Origin of the sequence: Laspinema olomoucense D3b (genome assembly GCF_025370785.1) — a bacterium.
Lineage (GTDB): Bacteria > Cyanobacteriota > Cyanobacteriia > Cyanobacteriales > Laspinemataceae > Laspinema > Laspinema olomoucense.
This window is the reverse complement of record NZ_JAMXFA010000004.1, coordinates 219,576-237,956: the sequence shown is the minus strand read 5'-3', so window position 1 is coordinate 237,956 and position 18,381 is coordinate 219,576. Positions and strand designations below refer to the sequence as shown.

The following is an 18,381-nucleotide window of genomic DNA, read 5'->3' as shown; positions in this document are numbered from 1 at the left end:
GAGCAGCTAATAAATGCCTTGAATCCCGTCATCCGGGGATGGGCAGCATATTACTCAACAGTAGCCAGTGCATCAACCTTCGATAAAATGGACAGTCTACTTTTCCAAAAATTGTTCGGATGGGCTAAAAGAAGAAGGGCGCGGAATCAGAATAATACTGATGTCGTCTCTAACTACTGGGGAGTCAACAGAGGATTAGGCTGGAAATTCATTACCCAGGACAATAAATACGTCTTAGAAAAATATGCTGGCACAAAAATCAAGCGCCATGTAAAAGTCAAAAAGACGAGAACTCCATACGACGGAGACCTAATCTACTGGGGACAAAGATTAAGCCAACATCCGATGCTCAGAAATGTAGCAGCCAAACTCCTGAGAAAACAACAAGGGAGATGTAGTGAATGTGGTTTGAGCTTCACCAGTGAAGACTTGTTAGAAGTGCACCATCTTGATAAGGATAGAAGCAATAACAAAACTAACAATCTTATATTGGTCCACAGGCATTGCCACGACGTTATACATTCTAACCGAGGTACTGTAACAAGCCAAATCACTGAGGAGCCGAATGAGGTGAAAGTCTCATGTTCGGTTCTGGAGGAGAGGTAGAGATGGTGACATTTCTATCGACTCTAATAGTCTGGCGATGTCATTTGTACCTTAACCCTAGCGGTTAAGCGGTTCACGCGCAAGAGTGATGCCCCCGACTGGTTTAATTTAGGTGTGACCCGTTAGTTAGAAACCTTATTTTACAAAAATAAGGGGGATTAACTACAAGGAAATGGGAAAAATTCCCAAACCTTTGATAACTGAATGTTCATGTTGGTGAGAGACATTAACATCCCGTTGAAGAGAAAATAACATCCTTCAACCCCTCAAGTCCAACCCTCTCGGATGCAAGAGTGAAAGCGTCCTCCTCACCCTTGAAACTAGCACATTCAACGGTGGCAGCAAAGGAGGAAACGGAGGTCATTCGGACCCTTACCGAAAATCCCTTCTAGCAAGAGGTTATGGGTAGCTGAATGCAAAGGTATGTAACCGTCGTTAACCAGTCCCAGCGAAAGAGGTTGATACGCTGGCGTCAAAATGACTTAGGGTTAAACTGTCATCTTTAACAAAAGTCTGACAGATTGGAATTGCTCATCTAAATGGAGCAATTTGCATCCCCCACACCCTCGGCGGATAGTACCACCCTAACGCCTCAAAACAATGAACATTCGGAACGGGGAGTCGATGACATTTCTTAAAATCGGTCGATATTTTAAGTAGGTGCTAACCGGATAATGTCATCAGACGAGGATTGGGACCGAAGCCAAAGCCTAACTGTAATGGTTATGGATATGCTGATAGTCTCACGGTGATTTGGAGATAAATTCATCAATTGCAATGTAAATGTCTAAAACCAGTCAAATGACTCGGGTGGAATGGAACCAACTCAACTGGCGCCAGCTAGAACGAGTCGTGTTTAAGTTGCAAAAAAGAATTTTCAGAGCCGCTCAACGTGGAGATACAAAAGCCCTTCGCAAGCTGCAAAAAACCCTGGCACGCTCTTGGTCCGCAAAATGTCTGGCGATTCGGGAGAGAATTCCAGCAGAAAAGCAGCAAGGCCCGACTAAATTAGTACCGAAGATTTCCGAAGCTAAATCTAATTATGCCCAGCCTAGAACCAGCTTTTTTAATCATAAAAAGCATGGGGGAAATAACCGGAAAGGGATAGATAATGCTTCGGGAGTGAAAAAGGGCAACTGCTTCTTGAATTCGGCCAAACCAATTCAAACTTGTACCCAAAGCCTCTCTCTTCTATTTAAGGTAAATCAAACCGCCAAACTGGAAGATTTAATCCCCAAAATCAACAAGACGATTCAAGACTGGAGCAACCAGAACCGGCATCAATGCAATGGCGAACTCATTAAGAGAATCCATCATGATTTGCACCAAATAGTCATGCATTGGGGACGCCGCAGGACCGGGAGTTATCACAGAGCGTATCATCTCTACTGGCAGCAGCTAAATGGTAGAGTCCAAGTGGGAAAACAACCCGGTTAAGTACATTCATTAACCGGAAAATGACCCAGAAAAGAGGCTTTTTATCTCATTAAGCCAAATCACTGAGGAGCCGTATGAGGGGAAACTCTCATGTACGGTTTTGAATCAGAGGTTAGCGAGGCGACTGGCTAATCGACTGTAACAAATCTGGGGTAAAAAAGCAGAAGTTGCGGCTCAATATGTCCGCAAAGGAAGTTTAATCGGGGTCACCGGAAGTTTAAAGTTTGAATATTGGAACGATCGTTCCACCGGCGCTCAACGTTCTAAACCCATCATTTCTGTTGACAGCCTCGAATTACTTGGATCTAAACAAGATAACGAGCAGGGTGGAGGACATTCGAGTATGGGAGGGGGTTATCCCGATGAATTCTAAAGCCTAAAAATCACAGGCAAGGACAGGGTAGAACCTTGTCCTTGCTGAGCAACTCAATAAAAATTAAGGAGGAAGGATGGGAGTCACCTTAAATCTGCCACCGGCGCTAAAAATGACCGTAGAACAGTTTGCAGACTTAGCGCAAATTAATCAAGAATTACAGCTAGAATTAACGGCAACTGGAGAGTTAATCATTATGCCACCAACGGGAGGAGAAACGGGCGATCGCAATTTTGAATTAAGCGGCCAGTTGTGGGAGTGGAACCGTCAAAAGCGTCGGGGGAAAGCCTTTGATTCTTCCACGGGGTTTCGGTTGCCTAATGGTGCAGTGCGATCGCCCGATGTCAGTTGGCTCAAACTAGAACGATGGGACGCATTAACCCCAGAACAACGCAAGAAAATTTTACCCCTATGTCCCGATTTCGCCGTCGAATTAATCTCGGAAACCGATGATATAGAAACCACCCGTTCCAAAATGCGGGAATACCTCACCAACGGATTGCGGTTAGGATGGTTAATTGACCCCGAAACTAAAACTGTCGAGATTTATCGTCAAAATCGCCCAGTTGAAGTTTTGCAATCTCCTTCAACCCTATCCGGGGAAGAAGTCTTACCAGATTTTATTCTAACCTTACAGCCAATTTGGTAAACTAGAAGTCATAAAAAGTTAAAATAAAACATCAAAACCCAGGAGGATATCATGATTGCTAATCCAGACCGAAATTATATGAGTCCAGAAGAATACTTAGAATGGGAGGAACAACAACCCCTCAAACATGAATATATGAATGGCGAAGCGGTGGCCATGACTGGAAGAACGATTGCTCATAATGAAATAGCTGTTAATTTAACCACCGCACTAAAAAATCACCTCCGAGGAAAAGGGTGCAAAGTGTTAATGGCAGATTCCAAGCTAGGGGTTAATGAATCTGGACCTTTTTACTATCCCGATGTCATGGTCACTTGCAATGAACAAGATAAACTTGCAAAAAATGTGATTAATTTCCCTTGTTTAATTGCCGAGGTTCTCTCTCCAGGAACCGAGGGATTTGACCGAGGCCAAAAATTTCAAAACTATCGGCGGATTTCCAGCTTACGCGAGTATTTGCTAGTCAGTTCAGACCAAAAGATTGTCGAGTGTTTCCGCTTGAATGAAAAAGGGTTATGGGAACTCTCGACCTATCGAGAAGGGGATGAAATAGAACTGGCAAGCGAGGAGTTTCGGGTTCCCCTAGACTTGATTTATGAAGAGGTGGTCTTCAGCGAAAACTAACCCAGGTTAACGCATAATTTAAAAACATCGGCTAGGACAGGGTATTTATTATAAAAATAAAAAATCTACTATTTCCTGTACTACCCGATTCAAGCCTTTTAAAACCCCTCAAATTTCATCTTTCTGGTCTTGAGGATCACGAGGTGACTCATGAAACGCCTACAGATTTGGACAACTTGCAGTATCGTTTTATCCGCATTGAGCATCCTGCTTACCACTCCGGTTTGCGCGGAAATTGTTAATCTGAACTTACTTCATCTCAATGACATCAATGAAATCACCCCACCCCAGAATAAAAATGCGCGAGGGGGATTGGCGCGAGTGGCGACATTGAAACAACAATTACTACGGGAAAATACCCATACTTTTACCTTGTTGGCGGGAGATTTATTGAGTCCTTCTGGACTGGGAAATGCTCAAATCGAAGGACAGGCGATCGCCGGTCAACAAATGGTCGCAGTGATGAATACCCTTGGATTAGACTATGCCACCTTTGGCAATCACGAATTTGACCTCAGAAAAGAACAATTTTATGCTCGCTTGCAAGAGGCTAATTTCCAGTGGGTTTCCACTAACGTTTCCACTGAATCTGGAGAACAATTTGAGCAAGTCCCTCGGTCTATCATCTTGGAAATACAAGGTGAAAAAGGTGCAGTGGTTAGAGTGGGATTAATCGGCTTAACCCTGGATTTAAACCGGAGAAATTATGTAACATATACAGACCCCATCCAATCCGCCAAAACTCAAGTTCAGCAACTGCAAGGCCAAGTGGATATTCTGGTAGCCCTCACCCATCTTTCCCTAGAACAGGATAAACAATTAGCCGAAGCTATCCCAGAAATTGACTTAATTATCGGAGGTCATGAACATGAAAATATCCAGGTTTGGCGAGGTCCTAATCTCACTCCGATTTTTAAGTCCGATGCCAATGCTCGAACCGTATATGTCCACCGTTTAATCTATGATACGACCACGCAACAGCTCAATATTGTTTCCGAGTTAGTCCCCATTACTCAAGCCATCCCTGAAGATTTAACCGTCCGACAAATTATCAAGGAATGGCTAGAAAAAGGATATCAAGCCTTTCGAGACAATGGATTTAATCCCGACCAAGTGATTGCCACCCTCACCGAATCCCTGGAGGGGTTAGATAGTCACATTCGGCATCAACCAACTAACTTGACAACCTTACTCACTCAATTTCTGTTGAATGAAGTAGAGACGGCTGACTTAGCAATTTTGAATAGTGGCGCAATTCGGATTGATGACGTGATTGAACCCGGTCCGATTACTCAATATGATGTCCTCAGACTTTTGCCCTTTCCGGGTATTGTGATAGCAGTTGATATGAAAGGAAGTCTGCTAGAACAAGTTTTGAACCAAGGAACAGAGAATAAAGGGACTGGCGGTTATTTGCAAACGGCGAATGTCAGGCGGGATATTCATAACCATTGGATGATTGCCGATCGCCCCTTAGACCCCAATCAGATTTACACCGTTGTACTCCCTCAATTTTTAGTGGAAGGCAGAGAACAAGGCTTAGATTTTTTAACCTGTGAACACCGGGATATCCACTGTGGGGAAGAACTTAGAGATATCCGGTTGATTGTGATTGACCAATGGAAAAAATTCTCTATCAGGTAAATTTTGCAGGCAATTGTAATTTACCATAATTTGGGTATTTGATAAAGTTGGGGTTCTATTTTAGCCAATTAATTCGGAATGAGGGGGTGCGATGCTTTTTTAATCATCCTCTCTTTTGATTACCCCAATCCCGGAATTAGGACCAATAATAAAAGGGACAAGGCAATGCCCTGTCCCTCCTGGAAAAATAGGATTAGACTGTTTATCCAACTGCAAAGAAATCCGGCTGATTCATATCAGAAACCTTTACAGGATTGAGAATAGCAACCAAGTCATTTCCTGCGTAAATTAACGTGCTACTATTCCCTTGAGTCAGGGTGAGATTTTCCCCAGTTAATCCCGGGGCTAACCCAATTAAATCCTCTCCATCGGTAAAGTCAACAATTAAATCAATTCCGGTATTTTGACCAATGATAAATCGGTCTTTTCCCGCGCCTCCCATGAGGACATCGTTACCCAAGTCCCCAAATAACCAATCATCTCCTGCACCGCCTATCAACAAATCATCATCTTTGCCAGCATAGAGAACATCATCTCCATCCTTACCAATCAGGGTATCATTCTGTTGATTACCATAGAGAAAATTATTCCCCCCACCGGCATACATTAAATCATTCCCTTCATTGCCATAGAGGATATCTACCCCATCCCCTCCGACGAGGGTATCGCCTCCTTCTACGCCATGAATCCAGTTATTTTCGGCCCCTGTGTGGATAAAATTATCCCCGGGATTCCCCGGAAAAATATAATTTTCCTCTCCGCCCAATAGCGAGTCATTACCGCCTAATCCTTGGATAAAATTATCTCCTGAACTAGCTTGAATAAAGTCGGATTCCGGAGTCCCTATTAATATATTATAGGGAGTATTTTCTTTCCCCTGGAAGTCTAATTGACTTAGATCTGAGGAGGAGAGAGAAGGAGTCGATAATTCCTCCAAGGTAGAAATCCACTGGAAAATATTGGATAAATTAACCTCAATTGGGGAACTCCCTCCCCTGTTGGCAAGAAATTCTTTGAAGTAAGAAGGTCCGGTGGGTCCAAATAGCCCAAATTGAAGGGTTTCGATGTCAGTTACCACTAGGCTATTATCTTGCGATTGAGGCGTATTCTCGTTCGCTTCAGGATTGTTAGCTTCCGAGTCGGGAGTATTCTCCTCGTTCAATTCAGGATTGTTAGCTGGCGCTTCAGGATTGTTAGCTTCCGAGTCAGGAGTATTCTCCTCGTTCAATTCAGGATTGTTAGCTGGCGCTTCAGGATTGGTAGCTTCCGAGGCAGAATTGTTAGCTGGCGGATCAGGGTTGTTAGCTTCCAATTCAAGAGGATTGTCGTTCAATTCAGGATTGTTAGCTGGCGCTTCAGGATTGTTAGTTGGCGCTGCAGGAGTATTTTCGTTTAAGTGAGGATTGTTAGCTGGCGCTTGAGGATTGTTAGCTTCCAATTCAGGAGGATTAAGTTCCGATTCTGCGGCATTTTCTCCTTCAATTTCTGGATTGGGGGTTACTGCGCTGACTGATAAAGTAAAAATATCACTAACGAAGAGACTTCCATCGAATGCGGTGACTTTAATATTGATATTGCCGACATGATTCGCGAAGGGGGTTCCGTTAAAGGTGCGAGTTGTGGAATCAAAAATTAACCACTGTGGTAAATCGCTGCCATCTTCTAAAGTCGCCGAATAAGTGAGGGGATTGCTATCGGGTTCGGTGAAGGTATCTGCCGGAATGGTAAAGTTAAATAGAGTGGATACGGTGGCGGTTAAATCAGCGATCGCATTGACAATTACCGGAGAATTATTCGCGCGATCGTTATCGGTGATATTGGCGGTGACTGAATTGATGCTAATTCCATTATAATTCGGATCGGTAGATGTCGCTGTGTGAGTAATCGTTCCGATATGGTTTCCTTCTACCATATTATCATCAACAGCCACAATTTGCACGGTTTGAGGCTGATTCCAATTCTCTGGAGTGAATATCAGAGAATTAACCCCGGTTGTTGTTTGATTATCTGGATTAATAGTAATTGTTACGTCTGCCGTGGGTGGGTTTGATAAAACTACCGTATAGGTATCCGTTGCACTCCCTTCTGTGACATTCGTGAGACCCTCAGACTGGCTGATAATGGCACTATACCAAACTAAGCTAAAATTATCAATAGCCAATCCGTGGTCATGTCCCGACTCGTTGAGGGTTACCCACCGAATCCAAAGCGTTTGATTATTGCCCCACGTTAAATCAGGTATTGTCCCCCCCAGATTTGCCCGTAAACCCTCTGTGTTTCCATCGACTTCATCCAGTGTTTCCCTCGCAATTGGGGAAGTAAAATCAAAATTTTCACCCGGGGTAGTCCAATTGGTAACTGTTTCAAATGTTGCTCCTAATCCATACTCTAATCTCCTGGTTTGCCGCGTTGTATTTGCCCCACTTCGCCATTGTTCCCCATCAAAATTCAACGTTATACTATTGATGGGTAAACCTGTGGTATTTGTAGCGGCAAAAGCTATCCATCCGGCAATTTTTTCGGAGGCTGGCCTGCTAAAATAATCACCACCTGAACCCAGTCCTCCTAAAGCGCGATCGGACTGATTGGTTAATCCATAACTATAAAAACTACCTCTAGGATTTGAACCATTATTAACGTCATAAAACGAGATTGCGGTTCCCGGTAGCGGTTGACGAAATAAGTACCATCCTGGTAAAGTAAAATGATTGGTCCAGGCATGAGTCGTCCCATTGGCGGCGAGAGAATCGAAATTTTGAAAGTAAGCACCCTGAAAGGCGATCGCCATGACAATTCCTCCGAGTTGTCCTGATAGTAACAAGGTTTTTGGATGAGCTAACTAAGATATAAATACCCCAAAATAGGCGCACTAAGTTTGACTGTCCCGATAGATGCAAATTTTGAAAGTGAACCCTCAATGATAGGGGAGGTTTATTAGATAATAAATTTATCATGGAAGTATCCCCGGTGTCAAGCTTTTATAACTTGACAACCTAAAATTGACAGAAATAACGGCCTCTTTAGGGTCCGGTACAGAATGATTTAGAGGGTTATCAAATAATGGGAGGAGGGAATTTCAAGGGTTCTGCTGGGGTTATTTTAAGGGTAACTCGATCGCAAATTCTGTCCCGAGGTTTTCCCTAGAAGAAAAGCGCAGGGTTCCTTGATGATTTTCCGTGACAATTTGATAGCTGGTTGACAATCCCATCCCCGTCCCTTTACCGATCGCCTTCGTGGTAAAGAAGGGATTAAATAGCCTTTCCTGCACCCAAGGTGTCATGCCAATTCCATTGTCTTGAATGACAATCGAGACCCGATTTTCGCGTACCAGTTGGGTTGTCAAAGTAATACAACCTACATAATCTGATGCCGACTCGGACGGCAAACGGTTTCGCTGTTCTTCGATCGCCTCGATCGCATTCATTAACAGATTCATAAACACTTGATTGAGCAGACTGCTATAACATTCCACCCAGGGTAAGTTGCCATAGTGCTTAATGACCTGAATTTCTGGAACTCTCCCATGACCCTTTAAGCGATTATGTAAAATCATTAAGGTACTGTCAAGATTTTCATGGATATCTACTGCTTTAACCTCTGCTTCGTCTAACCGGGAAAATGTCCGCAGAGACTGGACAATATCACGAATTCGGGACGCTCCATTTTTCATAGACTGGATAATTTTAGGAAGATCACTGATTAGAAAATCCAGTTCTATCTCTTCTATGAATTCCGTAATCTCCTCGGGGGGATTGGGATAGGAGGTTTGGTAAAGCTGAATCAATTCCAACAAATTATCGGTGTAGTCCGAGGCGTGAGCTAAGTTACCATAAATAAAGCTTACCGGGTTATTAATTTCATGGGCAACCCCAGCCACTAACTGACCGAGACTGGACATTTTTTCGGCTTGAATTAACTGGACTTGGGTATCTTGAAGTTCGCGATAGGCTTGTTGGAGTTCTTGGCTTTTGGCTTGAGAATCCTGGTAAAGTTGGGCTTGATAAATGGCGATCGCCACCTGAGTTCCAATGCTATGCAACAGTTCTAGTTCATCATCCTCCCAAGGACGATCGCTGGCGATTCTGCCCATTTCCAAGCCACCCATTTGCCTTCCCGGAGTATGGATCGGTAAAATTAAATAAGTCCCAATCCCTGCTGCTTCACAAAAGGTTTTTAAAGAACCCTCGGGGGAATTTGCGATGTGATCTAAGCGATAGATTTTTTCATGGACAATCTGCTCAATGAATTGAGTGTCTTTGTCCAAAGGATAAGAACCGATCCAACTGGTCAACTGCTCATTTTTCTGCTCTTTGACTACTTCTATGGTGTGAGGCTCCCGGTCCGCGTGATACCAGACAAAAGTACAAATATCTACTTCTATTTCGGCGAAAATGGCATTCACAGCGTTCTGCAAAATTGTATCAAGGTTGAGAGAATTGCGAATTTCGGTGCTGATGTGATTTAACAGTTGGGTGCGCTTGAGCAAAGCTTGGAGTCGCATTTCGGCTTGTTTGCGATCGGTAATATCCCGAATGATTGAAAGCACATCCTCCCCACACACTGAAAAACGAGCTTCGTAGTTATGCATTCCATCCGGTATCATCAGCTCGTATTCAAATAACTGCATCTGTTGAGTCCTTAAAGTTTCTTCAATCAACTGTCCCGTAGGTTGTGCGAGAAAGTCGGGCAAAATTTCATATAAATTTTTGCCTAAAAATTGCTCTGGGGGTAGTAACGGAGGCATTTGTGACGAACATTTATAATCGACAAAGACTTTATCCCGGTTGTAGCGCAACATCATATCCGGAATGGCTTCAAGAAGGGCGCGAGTCTGAGCTTCACTGTCTTGTAAGGCTTTTTCGGCGGCTTTTCTTTCCGTAATGTCAGCTAGAACTGACCAAATATATTGTTCCCCATCGGACCCATCAATCCTTAATCCAATCAGTTCTACCGGAACCCGATGTCCTTGCCTATGGATATACTCTTTCTGATAAGGACCATATCGTCCTGTAGTGTGGAGTAAGTTTAATTGGATCGCCTCTGCTTCATTATACTCTTCAGGGGTTAAATCCCAGTAACTTAACTGATTTAATTCGGCTAGAGTATAGCCTGTGATATTAGAGGCAGCGGCATTCGCTTCAATAAATTGGCCCTGCAAATCATTCAAAATAATCCCCAAGGGACAGAGTTCAAAGAGCGATCGCAGCTTTTCCTCACTGGTACGCAAGGCGGATTCAGCTTGGATACGATCGGTGATATCCTCGAAGATAGCCACAATCCCCATCACCAGACCCGTGCGATCGTGCAGGGGAATCTTTGTCGTTTCCACCCAATTTCTACTGCCATCAGGGTTCTGCACGGTTTCGATTAACTTGAGTAGCGGGCGATCGCTCATCATCACCTCGCGATCGCAATTTTTGTAATGGATTGCTTCTTCTGGACTCAGACAAAAATCATCATCGGTTTTACCCACAAACTCCTCGGGACTGCTTCCCCTAAACGCATTCACAAAAGCTTGATTACAGCCTAATACCACACTGTGACGATCTTTCCAAACCACAGACTGTGGCAAGGCATCCAGAATCGTTCTTAACAACTCTCGGGACTGGTCTAGTTCATTTTCCGTCCTGGCACGTTCGGTAATATCCATTGTCGTCCCAAACATTCGCACCACTTGATTCTTCCGAAACTCCAGTTCAGCCCGGACATTGATATATCGCACTTCTCCATCAGGACGGAGGATGCGAATATCAAAGTTTTGAGGAATCCCTTCCTGCGCTTCCATGACCCGCCCTTGCAAGAAGGCGCGGTCATCAGGATGAATTTGTTCCAAATGCTCAGTCCAGCTTGGTTCTGGCTGGTCTGGATTCATGCCAAATGTGCGAAAAACTTCCTCCGACCAAGTGAGCTTCTGGGTGGTGGCATCAATCGACCAGTTGCCGAGATGGGCGACTTGTTGGGCTTTTTGCAGTTGTTCAGTGAGTTCAACCAGTGCTAGTTCATTGGCTTTGCGATCGGTCACATCACTATGAAGCCCGATAAACCGCACTGGGTTGTTTTCCTCATCCCACTCCACGATTTTCCCAATTACTAAATTCCATTTATACGAACCATCTTTACAGCGAATCCGATGTTCATTTTCATAAATTTCTGTTTCACTTTGGATATGTTTTTCTAACTCCTGATACATCTGAGCTTTATCCTCTGGATGGACGCGATTTCCCCAGGTAAGCTCCTGCTGATCCACCATTTCATCGGCATCATAGCCCAGAAATTTCTTCCACTGATTGTTAGAAAAAACCATATCATTGGTCTGCATATTCCAGTCCCATGTCCCGGTCCCGGTCGTATCCAGCGCCAATTGTAACCGAATATGACTTTCCCTCACAGCAATTTCGGCCTGTTTCTGATCGTGAATATAGCGGGCAATTCCTAAAGCGGCAATCACTTGTCCCTGATCATCAAGCAATGCTGATACATTCGTGGAATGCCAGTAATAGTGTCCATTTTTATGTAAGACGCGGTATTCAAGTCCCCGGACTTTTTGCTTTTGGAGCGATCGCTCAAACGCATCTATACAAAACGCCAGGTCTTCCGAATAAACAAGCTCTGCAAAAGAACGATGTAATAAATCGAAAGATCGATATCCCATGATAGATTCAAACGTCGGACTGACATAACTAAAAGTCCCATCCGGCTCAATAATAAATACCATATCATTGAGATTGTCAATCAGGTTGCGAAACTTACTTTCGCTGATTTGCAGGGCTTTTTCCCGCGCTTTTTGGTCTGTAATATCCCGCACATAGCCATACCACGTGATACCACCATCGGGTTCTGCCTGGGGGGTTGAGTGGGCGAGAACCCAGATTAAACGCCCATCCGGATGACAAATTCGATACTCACAATGCCAGGGGGTAAGCTGTTTTCCGGACTCCAGAATCGTCTGGGTCACTCGTGGCAGGTCCTCGTGATGAACGGATTTAAAAACTAGGGCCGAATCCTCCCGCACAGCTTCCGGCGCGACGCCATAAATGGCTCTCAACCCGTCACTGGCGTAAGGGAAATAAGACTGACCATCGGGAAGGAGGCGAAACTGATAGATCACTCCCGGAAGATGACGGGTAAGCTGTTGAAAGCGATACTCTTCTTCACTTTGTTGCAGTGGTGTTAGGTGAGACTCCGGGGTAGAAGGGGAGATCGGCGGATTGGGGATGAGGTGTGGAACTGGGTCGGGTGCGCGGTTGAGGTCGGTAACATCTCCGAAAATTAACAAATGATAATCACGCCAAAAATTCGCCTTAGCAACATATTCGACCTCTCGCACTTCCCGATCCGGGCGGATGAGGCGAACTTTACCGCACATTTCACCTTGTGCTAACCAGGTTTGCCAAGATTGGTCGAAATCAAAGCCCGGGGCGGTAAAATCTCTGAGGGTACATCCGCGCAGGTTTTGCGGCAGTAACCCTAATAAGGAACAAGCCGCCCGGTTAAGATCAAGGTAGTAGCCCCGGTCATCAATGATCATCATAGCATCTACGGCGGCAGCAAAGAGCGCTTGGAAGGGCTGATTGTCTTGAAGGAGAAAGGGGGGAATGGACCCTGAATCTACTTCCTGGCGATCGGACTGAGTGGGCGGGTGAAACTCAATTTGACGGGGTAAGATCATGGCATCAAAATGGTAAATGATGATCAAGGCCGAACGTTGAAAATCCCACGACTAAAAGCGTATGGCTGTTCAAATTATACCCACCTTCGGAGAAGACTCAGAACTCAGAAGAGACAGATCCTCTTGACAAGGGAGATCTCTGCTGAATATTCTTAGCCTTACACCTCTCACGGCCTGGGCTGTGAAATCTGGGGTTTTCTATAGCTTCTACTCAATCCTGAGCAAAAAAACTGTGAAACCCGATTCCTTTGAACGGCTTGTCTTGTGTGATTTTGATGGGACCATTACCACGGAAGATACTTTCGTGAAGATGATGCAGGAGTTCACACCGACCCTGGCGAGAGAACTGCTGCCGGAAATCTATGGGTTGCGTTTAACCCTGCGAGATGGGGTGCGACAAACCCTGGAATCGATTCCTACGGTCCAATATCCAGAGATTTTGGCGTTTATGGAGGGGGAACCGATGCGATCGGGGTTTGTGGAGTTTTTGGATTTTTTGGAACACCAGGGGGTGCCGATCGCCATTGTTTCTGGGGGGTTGCGGGGTATGGTGGAGACGGTGTTAGGTCCCTTGAAACAGCGGATTTTGGCGATTCATGCGGTAGAAGTGGATCTGGGTGCCGAGTATCTGCGGGTGCATTCCGAGTTTGAAGCGGGGACGGAATTGGTAAATAAGGTGGAGGTGATGAGGCGGTATTGCGCAGGGGAAACCGTGGCGATCGGGGATTCGGTGACTGATTTGAATTTGGGAATGCAAGCGGGGGTGGTGTTTGCGCGCGATCGCCTTGCTACCTATCTCGCCGATCGCCAAAAACCCTATTTGGAGTGGCATGATTTTTTTGACCTACGAGATACTCTCGATCGCCGGTGGAATTCGGTCTAAATGACATCTCAAGGGCGTACCAATCATAAAGCGTGACTCATGTGAGGAAATAGCACAAGAGTCACGCTTTATTTTTACCAGTATTGTTCAATTGTAACAACGAGATTTACTTGCTCTACGTTTGGTTTCTTCGTGCCAGTAAGCGGTGAGAATTTTAGGGTCCGGAGGACCGATTAGACAGACAACTCGCAGACCCCGGAGAACGTCAATGAACTTTGCATAAGGGGTTCTTTCCAAGCTGCGATCGTTCAGGGTATAAACCAACGCGCCTCGGCTGAATGTCTTTTTGCCGTAGATTAAAGCCACGGTAATCATGGCATTACTGATAGCACGTTGCTGCTGTCTGCGTTCTAAATGATTGAGGTCTTTTCGGCGATGTACCGCACCCAATAAACCGATCGCTTCGATATTGGAATCGCCTTCAATCATAGCGGTAAGCTTTCTGTTCGCGTCCATTGATACCACTCCTGGGAATAATTTACTTCAGACCTGTCGAAAAATAAATTCAGTTTCATGCACATAAAAAAATGAGTGTAACGAGGATTGAACGGGAGTTCCCCGGTTCAATCAGAACAATTGAGGGAAAACTGGATTTGGATTCGGGCCCTTTTTAACCCGTGATCAGGTCAAGGAGACCTTAACCCGTTCCCAAAATTCTGGTGAAACAAGCGACGATCGCAAGGGGGTAGATGCCAATTTTTAGATTTAGGAAAGGTTCACCAGCAACTTTTTCCTAGAATCATCCCTATCCCAAGAATGCCCTTGACTTCCAACCCAATCGTAAATTGAGTCAAAATTCGTTGCAATTCTTAAAAAACCTGAGATCTATTTACGATAAAACCGGAGAGGGTAACTGTCTTTAAATTGACAAAGTGTTCTCCAGAGTAAACGGACCCTGAGCAATTTCCCTTGTTGGTTATGCTTTTTATCATAAGCACCCCTGCCGTGACTCCCTCTGTTACTAGGGACGGTTTGTTAATCGTCATAGACGCAAGGGGATGTTAAGAGGTTGCAAACCGGGGATTCCAACCCCCGGTTGTGACGACAAAGCCTTTGGGGGTCAAGGAAAAGAAGGCGATCGCCTCAGATTATGCCGTTTCCAGAACTGGTCGATCGCCCTCTTGCGGGAGCATCCCATTCTTCCCAAACCTGGGACCAGGAACTGAGGAGAGTCCCCAAGACTCTGGGACCTCAGCCTGTTCCCTCCAAAAATGAACCTCCCCTTAAACTAAGGGGAGGCTACGGAAATCAAAGATTAGAGACGGGAACGTGCAACCGCACTCGTCCCCCGGATTTCAGCAGTTAGGCGGCATGATAGGGAGAGGTCAACAGGTCTAAATGCTTGGTTAACAAGCTCAGGAATAGGCCCACATCGGTAACCACCCCCGTTGATTCAACGGAACCGCGATCGCTGAGTTTAGTGACCACTGCCGGATTAATATCCACACAGACCATTTTCACCCCAGAAGGCGTCATATTACCGACCCCAATCGAGTGCAACATAGTTGATAACATCAAAATCATCTCCGCCCCTTCCAGTAGCTTCGCATACTCTTCCTGGGCCTTAATTAAATCCATTTGAGTATCAGGCAACGGTCCGTCATCGCGGATTGAACCCGCCAGAGCAAAGGGTACATTGTGCTTCACACATTCGTAAAATATACCACTTTGGAGCGCACCTTGTTCCACCGCTTTCGCAATACTGCCATAGCGGCGAATGGTGTTAATGGTTTTCAGGTGATGCCGATGTCCACCCCGGACCGCGACACCCCGCTTCATGTCCACCCCGAGGGAGGTTCCCATGAACGATTGTTCCATATCGTGAACGGCGATCGCATTGCCACCGAGCAACCCCTGGATATACCCTTCCCGAATTAACCGGCTCAGATGTTCGCCGCCGCCGGTATGAATCACCACAGGTCCGGCAGTCACCACCACCTTACCGCCGCGATCGCGAATTTGCCGCAATTCCCAGGCGACTTGTTCCACCACCAATTCCACCCGGCGCTCGCTGGAGACCCCGGAAGACATAAAGCTGAATTCTTGGTTGTTGCGTTGTTCCCGCGCTCCCATCTTCCGAACCGTGCGGATTCCAGCCACATCCACCACCACCGACTCACCTAGTTCCAAATCGCGCAGGAGCTTGCATCGAGCCACTGGCCCTTGGGGGGTTTGCACCACGGCGATCGCGCCATCCATGCGATGATTGAGTACCCGAACCCATTCCCCCTTGATCCGCACTTCCGTGGGATAGATTGTTGTTACATAGAAATCATCCGGAGCCACCCCTTTTTGTTGGACAGGTTCGAGTTTGGCATCCCGCTCATCTTGCGGCAAATCTACAGCACCCAAGTCAATCAACTGAGCTAAAATCTCTTCCATCACGCCATGAGAAGGCGCTGAGACTTTCACCTCCGCCGTTGAGGTGCTCTGCCGTTGCTCTCCCAAATTAAAATTCAAGACTTGGAAACTGCCGCCACCTTCAACGATGGTATCTAGGGCCCGGTTGATTAATCCCGTATCCAGCAGATGTCCTTCTAAGCGAATCGTCCGACTTTCCACGGGTTCGTTAGCATGGACATCCTCCTTCACCGGTTCGGTGGTTCGCAGGGTCAGACATTTCGCTGCACCCCCTGCTTTGAGGAATTCGCTCAGGGTGGTTTCAAACACCTCAAAACCGGCATCTTTGAGGCGTTGTTTCAGGTCATCGCTGACCTTGTTCATGATTACTTTGTCTTCAACATTGACCGCATTGCAGGCAAAATTTACAGCGTCTGCTTCTCCAATGGCAATCCGCTTTTCTGGGGGGACGCGCATTTCGATGATGCGATTGGAGTAGAAGTCAAAAGCTGGGGGATAATACAGTAAGTAACCGCGATTGAGGGGACAGAAGCAGGTATCCAGGTGATAGAACCGTTCATCGGCTAATTGAAGGGAGATGACTTGGATATCTAACCACTTGGCAATATAGGAGTGGGAATCGAGTTCAGAACGGAAACCGTATCCTGCCCATAGCCACCGTCCTTCGCGATCGAGCAGTGCATCTCCGGCCCCTTCAAAGGGTAAATCTTTCGGGAGTTCGTAGACGGTGTACCCTTGGGCTTCAAACCACTGTTTGAAATAGGGTTCTTCCCCTTGGCGTTCTTTGTGGAAAAAGCGACTCAGGACAACTTTTTTGCCCAGAACTAATCCGGCATTGGCGGTAAAAACCATATCGGGCCAACCGGGTTGGGGATCGACGAGTTCGACAAGGGCGTGTTCTTTGATGATATGGAAAAGTTTGTGCCACTGCTCCGTGGCGCGATCGCGAGAAGATTTGTGGATGTTGCCCTCCATCCAGGGATTAATCACATAATCCACGTCATAGTGGTTGGGGGGACACATCAGGATACGAGTCTCAGAATTCATAATTTGCGCTATATTCGGTAAGTAATGTTACAGATTTGGGATTCAGTGATTTCTGTAGCAGCAAGACAAAACTCCTCCTTTTTTACATAAAAAGGAGGTTTTTTCAGAACGAATTGGTCTGAGCTATGTCATAACAGCCAATTCTTTATCTTATCACAAGATAGTAATAAGTTTTTGAGGTAAAAAAAGTAGTCCCTTTTACCTGGAAGATAGATTCTCTACTAGAAATTGAGAAGCGGGTTGCGTCAAGCCTTTTATGAAAGGGTTGTTCTGGGAAGGGAGAACGGCGAAACCCGGGTGCAATTGAGGGCTGGAGGGAATAGGATCAAGGGCGATCGCACCTTCCGTCTCGGCAGCGACAGCCACCGAAGAAATCGCCTGTGAATGGCGGATTGAGTGAAGAAAAAAAAATCCCCCTAGCCGAAGCTAGAGGGTTCGTCAATCAGGGTGCATCTATATTATTAAATTCTAGTTCAGAGGAGTTTATCCGGAAAATAGTGCAAGTTTTTTTGAGGGAGGGAAGTAGTCGCCTGAAGCGAAGGCGATCGCCGGAAAACTCGATTTACTATTCTCCTAAAAAAACAGCGATCGCCCTTGATAACTCCTTTATTCTCAGACTTTTACACCGAAAAATCTCACCCGGGATTGGACGGCACGGAGGCGAAAAAAAATCCCCTAGCTTTGGGCCAGGGGGACTCTCAATCAGGGTGCATCCAATTCGTTATTTCCCCCCCGGACTGTAAGCATCCGGGAAAGGGTTAAAAATAGAAACAGCCGATCTTTCCCTGGGTTAAGAATCCGCCATTGACAGGATAATTTTTGCCCAGTTTTTGAGGGAGGCGATCGCAATCCCGTTGGAGATTTCCCAGATGGACCCCCCTTGACAGCACCTCGGGATTGGAGTATCTTGTGTCTTTAGCGTGCATTCTCATCAGTAAAATCATCGAGCTATTGCGATCTTGATCGCGATGAGTGCCTACATCTACACCCGCAGGTTACGGACTGGGTAACCCTCCTGCGCGGATGGCACAGGGAAGACATTGACGCATCTACAAACAATCGAGAGGATTTAGCTCTCATCAGAGGGC

General features: G+C 45.8%; 11 protein-coding genes and 1 pseudogene. 8 read left to right on the top strand and 4 right to left on the bottom strand.

The window, feature by feature from the left end; genetic code table 11:
- The 6 genes and pseudogenes from NG792_RS04595 to NG792_RS04565 all read left to right on the top strand — a co-directional run.
- Positions 1-606: group II intron maturase-specific domain-containing protein (locus NG792_RS04595; protein ID WP_261234693.1), on the top strand; the 606-nt coding region annotated here is incomplete at its 5' end.
- Between the two features lie 783 nt (positions 607-1,389).
- Positions 1,390-1,575, top strand: a pseudogene (locus NG792_RS29135) (reverse transcriptase N-terminal domain-containing protein); the annotation flags it as partial.
- Between the two features lie 613 nt (positions 1,576-2,188).
- A complete protein-coding gene (ssb, locus tag NG792_RS04580) occupies positions 2,189-2,416 on the top strand; it encodes a single-stranded DNA-binding protein (RefSeq protein WP_435387562.1) in 228 nt (75 codons plus the stop codon).
- Between the two features lie 76 nt (positions 2,417-2,492).
- The gene (locus tag NG792_RS04575; protein WP_261234692.1) at positions 2,493-3,065 is read left to right on the top strand and encodes a Uma2 family endonuclease; all 573 of its coding nucleotides are present in this window, start codon (positions 2,493-2,495) and stop codon (positions 3,063-3,065) included.
- Positions 3,066-3,116: 51 nt separating this feature from the next.
- Positions 3,117-3,689, top strand: a complete 573-nt coding sequence (locus tag NG792_RS04570; RefSeq protein ID WP_261234691.1) for a Uma2 family endonuclease — start codon at positions 3,117-3,119, stop codon at positions 3,687-3,689.
- A gap of 150 nt (positions 3,690-3,839) precedes the next feature.
- A complete protein-coding gene (locus NG792_RS04565; protein ID WP_261234690.1) occupies positions 3,840-5,333 on the top strand; it encodes a bifunctional metallophosphatase/5'-nucleotidase in 1,494 nt (497 codons plus the stop codon).
- Between the two features lie 202 nt (positions 5,334-5,535).
- Here the strand turns inward: NG792_RS04565 and NG792_RS04560 are convergent, their stop codons facing one another.
- On the bottom strand, positions 5,536-8,154 hold the full coding sequence (locus tag NG792_RS04560) for a putative Ig domain-containing protein (RefSeq protein WP_261234689.1): 2,619 nt from the start codon (positions 8,152-8,154) through the stop codon (positions 5,536-5,538).
- 273 nt (positions 8,155-8,427) lie between these two features.
- The gene (locus NG792_RS04555) at positions 8,428-13,002 is read right to left on the bottom strand and encodes a PAS domain S-box protein (RefSeq protein WP_261234688.1); all 4,575 of its coding nucleotides are present in this window, start codon (positions 13,000-13,002) and stop codon (positions 8,428-8,430) included.
- A gap of 232 nt (positions 13,003-13,234) precedes the next feature.
- Here NG792_RS04555 and NG792_RS04550 point away from each other — a divergent pair, with 232 nt between their 5' ends.
- Positions 13,235-13,885, top strand: coding sequence for an HAD-IB family phosphatase (locus NG792_RS04550; RefSeq protein WP_261234687.1), 651 nt, complete (start codon positions 13,235-13,237; stop codon positions 13,883-13,885).
- A gap of 87 nt (positions 13,886-13,972) precedes the next feature.
- On the opposite strand, the gene NG792_RS04545 is transcribed toward NG792_RS04550, so the two are convergent.
- On the bottom strand, positions 13,973-14,341 hold the full coding sequence (locus NG792_RS04545; RefSeq protein WP_261201562.1) for a DUF4258 domain-containing protein: 369 nt from the start codon (positions 14,339-14,341) through the stop codon (positions 13,973-13,975).
- Positions 14,342-14,883: 542 nt separating this feature from the next.
- Here NG792_RS04545 and NG792_RS04540 point away from each other — a divergent pair.
- Complete coding sequence (locus NG792_RS04540) at positions 14,884-15,051, top strand: hypothetical protein (RefSeq protein WP_261234686.1); 168 nt, start codon at positions 14,884-14,886, stop codon at positions 15,049-15,051.
- Between the two features lie 136 nt (positions 15,052-15,187).
- On the opposite strand, the gene argZ is transcribed toward NG792_RS04540, so the two are convergent.
- Positions 15,188-17,293 carry a bifunctional arginine dihydrolase/ornithine cyclodeaminase gene (gene argZ, locus NG792_RS04535; protein ID WP_261234685.1) on the bottom strand — a complete coding sequence of 702 codons (2,106 nt, stop codon included), beginning with the start codon at positions 17,291-17,293 and terminating at the stop codon, positions 15,188-15,190.
- Between the last annotated feature and the right edge of the window lie 1,088 nt (positions 17,294-18,381).

Coding starts and splice junctions, on each gene's coding strand:
- NG792_RS04575 (WP_261234692.1), top strand. CDS start 2,493: ATGGGAGTCACCTTAAATCTGCCACCGGCGCTAAAAATGACCGTAGAA.
- NG792_RS04570 (WP_261234691.1), top strand. CDS start 3,117: ATGATTGCTAATCCAGACCGAAATTATATGAGTCCAGAAGAATACTTA.
- NG792_RS04565 (WP_261234690.1), top strand. CDS start 3,840: ATGAAACGCCTACAGATTTGGACAACTTGCAGTATCGTTTTATCCGCA.
- NG792_RS04555 (WP_261234688.1), bottom strand. CDS start 13,002: ATGATCTTACCCCGTCAAATTGAGTTTCACCCGCCCACTCAGTCCGAT.
- NG792_RS04545 (WP_261201562.1), bottom strand. CDS start 14,341: ATGGACGCGAACAGAAAGCTTACCGCTATGATTGAAGGCGATTCCAAT.
- NG792_RS04540 (WP_261234686.1), top strand. CDS start 14,884: ATGTTAAGAGGTTGCAAACCGGGGATTCCAACCCCCGGTTGTGACGAC.
- argZ (WP_261234685.1), bottom strand. CDS start 17,293: ATGAATTCTGAGACTCGTATCCTGATGTGTCCCCCCAACCACTATGAC.